A 12148-nucleotide genomic window follows, 5' to 3' on the forward strand; every position below is an offset into this window, starting at 1 on the left:
GATCGACATCGGTCCTTCACAGGCCGATCGTGACGGTGCCCAGCGCCGTGAGATGCGAGACGCCGACGGTCGCGCAGCCGAGCGGGTCGGGCTGCAGCCCGATGCCCTCGGACGTGGCCGGCTCGCCCTGGTACCTCCCGCCGCCGATCGTGCCGGTGGCGATCACCTGAATGTAGCCGGCGACCCGGTTCACCATCCGGCTGTACTGGAACTCGCTGTGGTCGCCGGACGCCCACGCGAAGGTCCGCGTCCCGTTGCCCGAGGCGAGCAGGGCGGTGCAGGACGCGCCCGTCGCCGTACCCGACTCGTCGTAGTGCCCGCCGGGCGCGGAGCTGTCCGTGCAGGCGGTGAGCTGGCCGTGGACCGTGTACGTCACCGTCTGCGGGGTGTTCGTCAGCGGCGGGCTGTAGGTGATGTCCTCCTGGAGCGTGCAGATCTGCCGGGGCAGCGCGTACGCACCGGTGGTGGCGACGAGGTTCACCACGACCGTGGCCAGCACGGCCAGGACGAGGAACACGACGGGTGTGGATCGTCGCAGCGACATGGGCGGACCCCTCCCTTACCGGCATTTCCCGCGAACCGGTTGCGATCGCACGTTCACGTATCGTGAACCGGCCCGTGCCCGCCGCCCAGCGTCCAAGGGATCAGCATTTCCCATCGGCAGGTAACCAAGGTCTCGCCCTTCCGCCAGGATTACCGGAACACCACCAGAGGAACCACGACCCCCCTAACCGATCCCGCCATCGCGGCGCTGCGGGAGAAGGACGTCGATCGGGTGCCCGCCATGTCCCGTTCGATCATGGCCCGTTCGATCATGGCCCGTTCGATGATGCGCCGCCCGTCGAGTACGCGGCGACGATGGGCGAGCTCCCAGGGCTCGCGGCAAGCCTCACATCCGCCCGTCCCGTGGCAGCGTCAGCGTCGCGCCCGCCGTCAGGACGAGCCCGGCCGCCGCGATCAGCATGCTCCACCGCATGCCGGCCAGGAACGTGCCCGCCCCCGCCAGCAGGGCGCCGAAGACCGCCACCGCGATCGCGCCGCCGGCCTGGCGGCCGGTGTTGAGCACGGCGGACGCGGTGCCGGCCCGGTCGGCGGGAACCGCGTCGAGCAGCATCGCGGTCAGCGCCAGCACCGTCAGCGCCCCGCCGAGGCTGACCGGCACCATGAGCGCCGCGACCACCCACACGCCGGTGTGCGCGCCGACCCCGACCAGCGCCGCCAGCCCGGCCGCCCCGGCCAGCTGTCCCGCCACCATCGGCACGCGCGGTCCGAACCGCCCGGCCAGCCGCGCCGAGGCCAGGTTCGCCACGGCGACCAGCGCCGTCATCGGGAGGAACATCAGACCCGCCTGCAACGCCGACTGCCCGCGCTCCTGCTGCAGGTACAGGCTGAAGACGAACACCCCGCCGTAATAGGCGACGTTGAGCATGAAGCCCACCGCCAGCGACACCACCACCACGCGCGAGCCGAACAGCGGCAGCGGGAGCATCGGATGCGCGCTGCGGACCTGCACGGCCAGGAAGGCGGCCGCCGCGACCACCGCGACCGCCAGCGACGCCACCACCAGTGGCCGGCCGAACCCCTGCTCGCCACCCTCGATCACGCCGTACGTCAGCGCGCCCATCGCGAGCACCGCCGTCACCTGCCCGGCCACGTCGATCCGCGCCGGCAGCCGGGGGGAGGCCGGCACGCGGATGAGCAGGATCAGCGCCAGCAGGCTCGCTGGGAGGTTGACGAAGAAGATCCACCGCCACCCGACGGACGCGGTCAGCGCCCCGCCGAGCACCGGCCCGGCCGCCACCGCGGCCGCGCCGCCCATCGTCCAGACGGCGATCGCCCGGCCCCGGCTCACCTGGTCGGGGAAGCCCTGCCGGACCAGGGCCAGCGACGCCGGCATCATCACCGCCGCCGCGGCCCCCTGCACCAGCCGGGCGGCCACCAGCACGCCGAGCCCCGGCGACAGCCCGCACGCGGCCGAGGCCAGCGCGAACAGCACCAGCCCGCCACCATAGGCACGCCGGGCCCCGACACGGTCGGACAGAGCGCCCGCGCAGAGCATCAGGGCGGCGAACACCAGCGTGTATCCGTCCACCATCCACTGCAGACCGGACATGCCGCCGCCCAGGCCGCGGCCGATGTCGGGCAGCGCGACAGTGACGATCAACGCGTCCAGCGAGATGAGGAAGAAGCCCAGCAGGGCGGCACCGAGCACCACAGGGGATCCACTGCGGGCCGCCTCCGGCGCGACGGCCGCGATGCCGGAGGCGGAAGAGGATGTGAAGCGGGATTTCATGACACTCCTGAGACGTTCTTGACAGCTCGCACCCGCGACGGGAGGTCAGGGACGACAGCCGGCAGGCCGGATCTGCACCTTTTGGAGGCCGCCCGCCCGTACGGCACCACCGTCACGCGCTTCACGGCCGCCAACGAGTGGCCGCTCTCGCCGCGGACCTGGCCGCGGTCGTGGTGATGGCCGACTTCGGCCAGGTGGCAGGCGCCTCCGGCACTCCCTTCCCGTTGTCGCCTGGAGTCTGGAGCCTGGAGTCTGGAGCCTGGAGTCTGGACGGCCCTGCCGCTCGCGGCCTGTGCGGGCAGGTCCTTGACACTGGTCCAGGTCCCGGCGACCACGACGCCCGGCACCTGAGCGGTGTGTTCACGCCGGGGCATGCGGGGACTCCTTCCGAGCAGTAAGGGGACAGGGCGTGCCGGCGATCGCCGGGGTCGAGGAACCTGCGGACAGCCGTTGGCGATACCCACGAGTAACTTAGCTGGTTGCTTCAGCAGGTCGCTTTGATGTTGATCATTTCCGTTCAAGATCTCGATGCGTGGGGTCTTTCCGGTCGTTACCGGGCGCTAGGTGGTGTGCCTACGGTCGTCGGTGATGGCTGCAGAATTTTGTCTGATGAGCGCAGGACGGCGTACGGGACGTTCAAGGAGCTGCCGTCGCTGTCGGACATGGAGAAGTTCTTCTTCCTGGACGCATTCGACCGGGAAGTGATCGCGCGGTCGCGATCGGATTCGCATCGTCTGGGTGTCGCGGTCCAGATCGGGACGGTCCGATACAAGGGCTTGTTCCTCCAGGATCCCCTCGCTGTGCCGTGGCCGGTGGTGGACTACCTGGCCGAACAGTTGGGCATCGGGGACCCGTCGCAGGTGAAGCGGTACGGCGAGCGGCCGAAGACGACGTATGAGCACGCGTGGATGATCCGGGATCCTACGGTTACCACGGCTTCGACGATCGGGAGTCGTGGGAAGGCCGGGTGTTGTCGAAGCGGTTCTTGACGTTCCTGCACGGGCGGGCGTGGACGCATGCGGAGGGGCCGACGGTGTTGTTCGATCGGTCGGTGGCGTGGCTGCGTCGGCATCGGGTGCTGCTGCCGGGGGTGACGGTGCTGGAGCGGCTGGTCGGCTCGGTGCGCGAGCGAGCTGATGAGCGTCTGTATGCGACGGTGGCGCGGCAGGTGGAGCGGGCCGAGCGGGGGTTGCCGCGAGCGTTGTCGGGGTTGCTGGTGGTGCCCGACGGGTCGCGGATCTCGGAGCTGGAGCGGCTACGGCAGGCGCCTAAGCGGCAGTCGGGCACGGAGATGGCGCGGGCGTTGCGACGGGTGGAAGACATCGCTCGATTCCGACTGGGGCGGGTGCGGGTGGACAAGGTGCCGGTGCGGCGGATGAAGACGCTGGCCAAGTATGGGGCCGGCACCAAGGCTCCGCTGCTGGCCCGGCTATCGGAGCCGCGTAAGACGGCCACGATGCTGGCGGTGACCCGGTCGCTGGAGGCGGAGGCGATCGACGACGCGCTGGATCTGTTCGCGCTGCTGATCGCCACCCGGTTGATCTCGCCGGCACGGCGCAAGTCGACGGGCGAGCGGCTCGCGATGCTGCCGAAGCTGGAGAAGGCATCCAAGCTGCTGTCGCGGGCGGGACGGGTGCTGGTGGAGCAGTTGGACCTGGTCGCCGAGGTGAACGCGGATCTGGATGTGGCGGCGTTGTGGATGGCGGTCACCATGGAGGCCGGTGCGAGCAAGGAGCAGGTGCTAGCCGCGCTGGAGCAGGTCGACGAGCTCGTCCCGGCCGACGACGGAGCGGCGGAGGCGGCGCTGCGCGCCGCACTGGTGGACAAGTACAACACCGTCCGCCCCTTTCCCAAGCTGTTGGGTGAGTCGAAGGCGCTGAGGGCGGCGGCGGGTGGCCGCAAGGTGCTGGCCGCAGTACGGCGCCTGCCGGAGTTGGCGCGCCGGCACGTCTCCCGCAAACCCCTGGCGGCCGGGGAGATCGACGCCTCGCTGGTGACGGCGGCGTGGAGGCGGCCGGTGTTCGCCAACCCCGACCTGCCGGAGGGGGCGGTGGATCGTGACGCCTATGTGGTGTGCGTCCTGGAAGCCCTGTTTCGGGCGTTGCAGGTCCGAGATGTGTTCGCCGCGCCGTCGCTGCGCTGGGCCGACCCGCGCCCATCTGCTGGACGGGGCGGCGTGGGAGGCGATCAGTGAGGACGTGCTCGCCTCGCTGTCGTTGACCGACCCGGTTGAGGCGCATCTGGACGTCAAGCTGCTGGCGCTGGACGCGGCGTGGAAGCAGATGGCCGGCCGTCTGGAGGAGGCCGGTGACGACGCTCTGGTGCGGGTGGTCACCCCGGCTGACGGGCACGTCCGGCTGTCGGTGGAAAAGCTCGGCGCGCTCGGCGAGTCGCCGTCACTGAAGTGGCTGCGCGCCGCCTGCCAGGCGATGCTGCCGCGCATCGACCTGCCCGAGCTGCTGCTGGAAGTGCACTCCTGGACCGGCTTTCTGGACGCCTACGTGCACCTGGCCGACATCTCCACGCGCATGCCCGACCTGCCGAGATCGCTGGTGGCGCTGCTGGTCGCCGAGGCCTGCAACATCGGCCTGGTCCCGGTGATCAAAGACGGCGACGAGGCGCTGACCCGTGGCCGGCTCTCGCACGTCGACCAGAATTACGTGCGGGCCGAGACCCACGCCGCCGCGAACGCGATCCTCATCGAGGCCCAGCGCCGGGTGCCGATCGTTTCGTTGTGGGGTGGCGGGCTGCTGGCCTCGGTCGACGGGCTGCGGTTCGTCATCCCGGTCCAGACGATCAACGCCGCCCCCTCGCCGAAGTACTTCGGATACAAGCGCGGCCTGACGCTCCTCAACGCGGTCAATGATCAAGTGATGGGGATCGGGCAGGTGGTGGTGCCGGGCACGCCGCGCGACTCGCTGTACATCCTCGACACCTTGATCAACATCGACGCTGGGCCGCAGCCCGAGGTGGTCACCACCGATCAGGCCTCCGATTCGGACACGGTGTTCGGGATCTTCTCCATGCTCGGCTACCGGTTCGCGCCGCGCTTCGCCGATCTGGGCGACCAGCGGTTCTGGCGCGCAGACCTGCCCGATGGGAGCACGTCGAGCTACGGGCCACTGGAGGCGATCGCCCGCAACAAGATCAACCGACAGAAGATCGCTACGCAGTGGGCGGATATGACCCGGGTCGCTGGGTCGCTGGTGACCAACCAAGTGCGTGCCTACGACCTGCTGCGCATGTTCGCCCGCGGCGGGCGGCCGACGCCGCTGGGGCAGGCGTTCGCCGAGTACGGTCGCATCGACAAGACTCTGCACCTGCTGTCCATCCTGGACCCGATCGACGACACCTACCGGCGCCGGCTGAACAAGCAGCTCACCGTGCAGGAGTCGCGGCACCGGCTCGCCCGCAAGATCTGCCACGGCGCAAACGGGCAGATCCGCAAGGCATATCGGGAAGGACAAGAAGATCAACTAGCCGCATTGGGACTGGTCGTCAACGCGGTCGCGCTGTGGAACTCCACCTACCTGTCGGCCGCGGTCGACCACCTGCGCGCAAGGCGTCCCGGTCACTGACGAGGACGCTGCCCGGCTGTCTCCGCTTGGTCATGCCCACCTCAACGTCCTGGGCCGTTACGCCATCTCCTCCTCCGCACCCGCTGACGGGCTGCGCCAGCTCGGCGAGATCCCCGATCTGCCCGACGGCGAAGGCGGAGGAGCCGGGGAGAGCGTGTAGGCGGGGAGTAGGGCGGGTGTGTCGCGCGTCTGGATCTCCTTCTCCGTCCCAGATCAGGCCGGTGTCCAGCGCGGCAGGTCCTTTCTCCCTCATGTCCCTGCGTACGTGGGGAATGCATCCGGGGGCGAGGAACCGGCGGACAGCCGTTATCAGATGAGAACGATCTTGCTAAGGGGGCGCGGCCGGGTAGAAGTACGGGATGCGGGTGGGGTAGTTGCTGGTCAGCGGCGCGAGTGCTGCGTAGGCGGTTGAGCGGCCGATTTTGAGGGTGCGGGCGGCTTCGGTGACCGAGGCGCCGTCGTCGACCAGGCGGCGCAGTGTGGCCAGTTCGGCGGTGCCGATGACGCGCGGCCGTGCCCGGCCACTCAGTCGGACAACCGGGAGATGAACGCGCCCGCGTGGTCCAGCGCATCGGCGGCCTCAGGCAGGAACGACCAGAAGTACTGGAACACGTGGGTGGCCGCCGGGTAGATCTCGAGCCGCGTATCGACGCCGAACGAGCACGCCCGCTCGACCAGCCGATGTGCATCTGCGGCCAGCGGGTCGCCGGTGGCGCTCTGCACGAGCATCGGCGGTAGGCCGGAGAGGTTCGCGGTCAGCGGGCTCACGCGGGGGTCGTCGGGTTGGTGGTCGCCCAGGTAGGCCGCGGCGAAGGATCGTTGCTGCTGCGGATCGAGGAACGGCTGGGGCTCGTGCGCCGGCTGCAGGTTGCAGGTCAGGTCGACCCATGGGCAGAGCAGCAGGACCTGCGCGGGCAGCGGTGCCTGCTGCTCCTTCAGGGTCATCAGCAGCGAGAGCGCCAGGCCGCCGCCGGCGGAGTCACCGGAGACAGTGATCCGGTCCGGCGGGATGCCCGTGTCCAGTAGCCACTCGTAGGCGTGCACGGCGTCGTCGACGGCGGCCGGGAAGGGGTGCTCGGGCGCGAGCCGGTAGTCGGGCACCAGCACGCCGACACCGGCGGCGACCGCGAGTGCCCCGGCCAACGGGCGGAATCCGAAGGCCGAGCCCCCCACGTACGCGCCCCCGTGCAGGTGCAGCACAGCGAGCGATCGACCCGCCGCATCGGACACCGCGAGGGCAGGCACTCCGCCGGCGTTGACCGGTCGCACGACCGTGCCCTCCGGCGGTGTCAGGTCCGCGTGGAACTCCTCCATCGCGGCCCGGATGTGGTGGATCTCGGCACCGCCGTTCGTCAGGTCGTGGACCGGCCGCCAGGCCCGGGCGATCCGTTCGGCCAGTTCGCCGCCCACGGAGCGGGTCGACACGATCGCGTCGTCGAGGTCGGTCAGCAACCGGCGTGCCCGGTCCAGCAGCGCGTCGCCGGCCAGTGTGAGCTCCACCCGGTGCGTCGACCGGCGCAGCAGGTCGCTGCCGATCAACCGCTCCAACGTGCGGATCTGCCGGCTCAACGCCGGCTGGGAGAGGAACAGCCGCGCTGCGGCACGCCCGAAGTTGAGTTCCTCGGCGACCGCCACGAAAGCCCGCAGGTGCCGCAGCTCGATCGCGTCCGGCGCAGACGGGAGCGGCAGCACCTGCCCGGGCTGCGCTCGCTCGTTCCGTTCTCGGTCGTCCGCGGCCATAGTGGTAATTATCGGCCCGCCACGCGCACCGTGGTGATGCGCGGTCGGCAACGCTGCCATGTGCGATCGGCCTTTCCCTTGCCGGCCGCCGCACTGCCAGTCTCATCGTATGCCCGATCGATGTGCGGTACGGCTCGTCGCCGAGACCCGGCTGCGTGGTCCGGCCGGCCCACAGCAGGCGCGCACCTACTGGCCGTTGACGGCCATGACCGCGCCGATGCTGGTGTTCCTGCCAGCTGAGGGCATCGAACGGGCCGACCCGCTCTGCCGTGACCTTTGCGCCTGTGCCGGTGTCGTCGTCCTGTCCGCCTCATACCGCCGACCGCTGTGGCCGGACGGATGCAGCGACGCAACCTTCGCCACCGAATGGGCGGCCGATCACGCCCGCGAGCTGGGCGCCGATCCCGATCGCCTGCTGGTGGCCGGCGACGGCAGCGGCGCCCGACTCGCGGCCGCCGTCGCGTCCCGTGCGCGCGAACGGGGCTGGCCACCCGTGTTCCACCTCTCGGTCGACGACCTGCGCGATCGCACCCACCTGCGGTGGGAAGCCCAATGAGCAAGATCATCAATGTTCTGACCTCGGCCGGCCGCCGTGTTCCGCGCGCGGCCGAGCCCTGATACCGAAGGAGACACCCATGTCCGACACCACCCAGCTGGCCGCGCCCCCGATCGTGGATCGATCGACCTGGGAGAGCGCCCGAGCAGCACTACTGGCCGAGGAGAAGGCCCTGACCCATGCCCAGGACCGGCTCAACGCCACCCGCCGCCGGCTCCCCATGACCCAGGTGAGCTCCGCCTACATGTTCAGCGACCCGCGCGGCACTGTCACCTTCGGCGAGCTGTTCGACGGTCGCCGGCAACTGATCGTCTACCACAACATGCTCTCCACGGACGACGACCACATCTGCCTCGGCTGCTCGCTGTTCAGCGACGGGCTGGGCAACCTGGCGCACCTGCGCGCCCGCGACACCACCTTCGTCATGGTGTCGGCCGCCCGCGTGCCCGAGATCGAGGCCGTCAAGACCCGGCTCGGGTGGACCTTCCCCTGGTACTCCAGCCACGGCACGACCTTCCACCACGACTTCGTTACCGCACGCAACGCGAAGTTCGGGCTCAGCGTTTTCCTCTGCCGTGGCGCGGACATCTTCCAGACCTACTTCACCACTGGCCGCGGCGTCGAGTACGCCTCCACCTTCCGCGCGTTGGCCGACCTCACCCCCTACGGACGGGGCGAGGACTGGGAGGACTCGCCGGCCGGCTGGCCGCAGGTGCCGACCCACAGCTGGGAACGGCTCAACGACCAGTACTGATCTCTCCGATTCCGATCGGGCGAACTGAGAAGGATCCCTCATGGCACAGATCGTGCTGTTCCACTCGATGCTGGGCTTGCGGCCCGCTGAGCGACGTGCCGCCGAGCGGCTCCGGGCCTCCGGCCACGACGTCGTCACGCCCGATCTCTTCGATGGTCGAACCGCATCGACCATCGAAGAAGGCTTCGTGCTGAAGGACGAGCAGATCGGCTGGCCGACCATCGAACAACGCGCTCGCGAGGCGGTGCGGAGCCTGCCCGCCGACACCGTGCTCGCCGGCATCTCGATGGGGGGCGGGGTAGTGCACACCCTGCTCCCGTCCCGGCCCGATACCGCCGGTGTGCTGCTCCTGCACGGCGTGGCCGAGATCCGCACCACCGCCCGTGCCGGGCTACCGATCCAGCTGCACATCTCGGACGCGGATCCCTTCGCGCCACGTGCAACGGTCGCTTCCTGGCAGGACGGCGCGACCCGAGCGGGTGCCGATCTCGAAGTCTTCAGCTATCCGAAGGTCGGCCACTACTTCACCGATCCCGACCTCGCGGATCACGACGAGCACGCCGCAACACTCACCTGGCGGCGCGTGCTGGACTTCCTCCGGCGCATCGGACCGTGACAACCGTGCTGCCCGGCCGCTCAGCTGGAACATCTGATCCGGTGTTTCGCTCCCGAAGCTGGCCCCAGCCCCAAAGTAGGTGTTCGGGACTGGCAGGAGTCGTTGGCGGTGCCTGCGAGTAACGAACACCGTGGGACGAATCACCACATGACCAAGGCTGCTGACGCTCGCCGGAGAGGAGTTGCTGGCCCGGGCGCGAACGGCCGGTGAAGTACGGCCGGATGTCACCGCCCCGGACCTGTACGCGCTGATCAACGCGGCGGCATGGGCAGGCGAGCAGAGCTCCCCACCCCAGGGAGAGCGGCTGCTGACCTTCGGACTGGATGGATTCCGGACCTGGGCCACCGATCGCGAGTGATCGCGCGCCTGGCCTCGGCGATGCCAGATCCGATTCTCGTGAACAGGGCCACGAGGGTGTCGGGATTAGAAGATTTCCCGACACCCTCGCCGACCCAACCCCGAACAGCCCGGAAAACCGGACAGCAGGCGATGAAACGCCAATCCGAACGCCTGATTACGGCCTCGGATTGACGACAGGATTTCCCGACAAGTAGAAGAGGTTCCGCCCCCTTCCTCGAGGAGCGTTCGGTGCGGATCGTCTACTCACGTGTGTCCACCGCCGCCCAGTCGCTGCTACGCCAGCGGCACATCCTCACAGAAGGCGGCCTCCTCATCCGGACCGAAGGCGTCGCCGAGGGATTCCGCCCCGCCGAAGGAGTGCTGCTGTTCGAGGACCCGGCGACCACCTCCAAGATCCCCGCGCTGGAGCGGCCCTCCTTCGCCAAGGTCGCCGCCGCCGCCCACCCCGGCGACACCCTGACGGTCTCGGAACTGTTCCGGCTGTGCCGCGACCTGATCGATATTCACGCCGTACGCGACTGGTGCCAGGCCCGCGGCGTCGCCCTGCGCGTGCTTTCGGGCCCGCTATCGAACTTCCACGACCTCGCGGCCAACGACGCGACGACAGCCCTGATCATCAACGTGATCACCGCGGTGGGACAGTTCCAGCGCGACCTGCAGAACGAGCTGACCGCCGAAGCGCGGGGACGACCCTGCCGATGCCCACCGCTAAGTTACTCGTGGGTACCGCCAACGGCTGTCTGCAGATTCCTCAACCCCGATCGCCCACCGCGTCGATGGGTGGGCAGGGTTGCCCGATCGCTGCCCCGACAGGTTCGCAGCCGACGCTCCGGCCCGACAACGCCCAATGGCTCAAGGCACGTTCAGCGCGGCTGACGAGCGCGGACGACCAGGTGCTCAGACGCTGTCCTCGCGCTCGATGACCAGGACGCGGGCCTCGGGCGCGGGGTGGGCCACGTGCTCGTCGCCGGGCTCGACGCAGCAGACCCGGCCGGGTGTGAGCCGCGCGACGTGTTCCTCGCCGTCGCGCCGGTAGTGCATGTCCACCGCGCCGTCGAGGACGACGCACACCTCCGGTCCGTCGTTGACGTGCCGGACGTACGGCCTGTCGGTCCAGTGCAGCCGCGCGGTGGCGGTGTCGATCTCGGTGAGGTCGGCGGGCGGTACGGCCGCTCCGGACGCCGTACCGCGGGACCGACCAGGAGACGCCGCCGCCGGATGGTTGTCGGTGCCGCGGTCGCCCGCCGGATTCAGGACCGGATTCAGGAACCGTCGCCCTGCTCGTCCTTCTCGTCCTTCTCGCCCTGCTCCCCTTGCTCACGATGCTCGCGGACGAGCGCGAGGAAGCCGGCCGTCAAGGGGTGGAGCCGCTCGCGGTTCCACACCACGGCCATCCGCCAGGCGGCTGCCGGATGCCGGATCGGTGCGATCGTGACCGGTGACGGCGCGATGCGGTGAGCGCTGGCCGGGACAAACGCGGCGCCGGCCCCCGCCGCGACGAGCGCGAGAACGGTCTGCAGGTCGTGCGCCTGCTGGATGACGGTGGGACGGACCGAGATGGCGGTGCAGAGGCGGTTGATCTGCCCGGCGAGTCCGGGCCCTCTTTCGTGCACCAGCTGGAGGAATTCGTGGCGGGCCACCCACTGGGGCAGCTGCGTGACGTCGTGCGGAGGCGTGTCCCGGTGATGGGCATGAGCGAGGGCGAGGCGGTCGCTCCCCACAGACAGTCGTCCCCATCCACGGTCGACGGGCAGCCGTACGAAACCGACATCGAGGCGGCCTTCCTTGAGCCGGTCGAGCTGCGCCTGTGAGGACATGTCGTCCAAGGTGATGTGCGCGTGCGGGCGCCGCCGCCGGAAGGCGGCGACCAGGCGGGGAGCCAGATCGATGCTCGACAGCCCGAACCCGACCGACAGCCTCCCGATCTCCCCGCCGGCGATCCGGGTCATCCGCCGGGAGAGCGCATCCGCCTGCCGCAGGAGTGCCTGCGCGTCGGGAAGCAGCACACCGCCCAGATCGGTCAGCACGGCGCCGTGACGCCCGCGGTCGAACAGCCGGCCTCCCGCCTGCGCCTCCAGAGCCTGGATCTGTTTCGTGAGCGTCGGCTGCGTGATGTTCAGCGCTTGAGCGGCGCGACCGTAGTGGCCATGGTCAGCGACCATGAGGAAGGCGCGGAGCAGACCCAGATCCATTCCTGGATTCTATGGATCCCGCAAAAAGGTTCATTGGACGAATGGAAGCCGCATGCGGT

General features: G+C 69.7%; 11 protein-coding genes and 1 pseudogene. 6 read left to right on the plus strand and 6 right to left on the minus strand.

The annotated features are described in order from the left end of the window. Window positions 1-16: 16 nt before the first annotated feature. Together AB0H75_RS22345 and AB0H75_RS22350 are read right to left on the minus strand one after the other, a co-directional pair. A complete protein-coding gene (locus tag AB0H75_RS22345; RefSeq protein WP_367798989.1) occupies window positions 17-544 on the minus strand; it encodes a hypothetical protein in 528 nt (175 codons plus the stop codon). 345 nt (window positions 545-889) lie between these two features. Next, window positions 890-2293, minus strand: coding sequence for an MFS transporter (locus tag AB0H75_RS22350; protein WP_367798990.1), 1404 nt, complete (start codon window positions 2291-2293; stop codon window positions 890-892). A gap of 599 nt (window positions 2294-2892) precedes the next feature. Here AB0H75_RS22350 and AB0H75_RS22355 point away from each other — a divergent pair. Beyond that, window positions 2893-6031, plus strand: a pseudogene (locus AB0H75_RS22355) (Tn3 family transposase). Window positions 6032-6199: 168 nt separating this feature from the next. On the opposite strand, the gene AB0H75_RS22360 reads toward AB0H75_RS22355, so the two are convergent. Next, on the minus strand, window positions 6200-6400 hold the full coding sequence (locus AB0H75_RS22360) for a helix-turn-helix domain-containing protein (protein ID WP_367799045.1): 201 nt from the start codon (window positions 6398-6400) through the stop codon (window positions 6200-6202). After that, entirely contained in the window at window positions 6397-7611 is a 1215-nt protein-coding gene (locus tag AB0H75_RS22365) for an alpha/beta hydrolase fold domain-containing protein (RefSeq protein ID WP_367798991.1), read from the minus strand. Before AB0H75_RS22365 ends, AB0H75_RS22360 begins: the two co-directional genes overlap by 4 nt. Window positions 7612-7720: 109 nt before the next feature. On the opposite strand from AB0H75_RS22365, the gene AB0H75_RS22370 reads away from it, so the two are divergent. From AB0H75_RS22370 to AB0H75_RS22390, 5 genes are all read left to right on the plus strand, one after another. Continuing rightward, on the plus strand, window positions 7721-8167 hold the full coding sequence (locus AB0H75_RS22370; RefSeq protein ID WP_367798992.1) for an alpha/beta hydrolase: 447 nt from the start codon (window positions 7721-7723) through the stop codon (window positions 8165-8167). A gap of 79 nt (window positions 8168-8246) precedes the next feature. Continuing rightward, window positions 8247-8921 (plus strand): DUF899 family protein, encoded by a 675-nt coding sequence (locus AB0H75_RS22375; protein WP_367798993.1) that lies wholly within the window; start codon window positions 8247-8249, stop codon window positions 8919-8921. Between the two features lie 40 nt (window positions 8922-8961). Further along, window positions 8962-9537 carry a dienelactone hydrolase family protein gene (locus AB0H75_RS22380; RefSeq protein ID WP_367798994.1) on the plus strand — a complete coding sequence of 192 codons (576 nt, stop codon included), beginning with the start codon at window positions 8962-8964 and terminating at the stop codon, window positions 9535-9537. 160 nt (window positions 9538-9697) lie between these two features. Beyond that, window positions 9698-9895, plus strand: a complete 198-nt coding sequence (locus tag AB0H75_RS22385; protein WP_367799047.1) for a hypothetical protein — start codon at window positions 9698-9700, stop codon at window positions 9893-9895. Window positions 9896-10125: 230 nt separating this feature from the next. After that, complete coding sequence (locus AB0H75_RS22390; protein ID WP_367798995.1) at window positions 10126-10773, plus strand: recombinase family protein; 648 nt, start codon at window positions 10126-10128, stop codon at window positions 10771-10773. 21 nt (window positions 10774-10794) lie between these two features. On the opposite strand, the gene AB0H75_RS22395 is transcribed toward AB0H75_RS22390, so the two are convergent. Together AB0H75_RS22395 and AB0H75_RS22400 are read right to left on the minus strand one after the other, a co-directional pair. Continuing rightward, window positions 10795-10968: a hypothetical protein gene (locus AB0H75_RS22395; RefSeq protein WP_367798996.1), complete on the minus strand. Its 174-nt coding sequence runs from the start codon at window positions 10966-10968 to the stop codon at window positions 10795-10797. A gap of 191 nt (window positions 10969-11159) precedes the next feature. Beyond that, on the minus strand, window positions 11160-12089 hold the full coding sequence (locus tag AB0H75_RS22400; RefSeq protein ID WP_367798997.1) for a LysR substrate-binding domain-containing protein: 930 nt from the start codon (window positions 12087-12089) through the stop codon (window positions 11160-11162). Window positions 12090-12148 lie beyond the last annotated feature (59 nt).

Source organism: Nonomuraea sp. NPDC050783, from assembly GCF_040802095.1.
Classification (GTDB): domain Bacteria; phylum Actinomycetota; class Actinomycetes; order Streptosporangiales; family Streptosporangiaceae; genus Nonomuraea.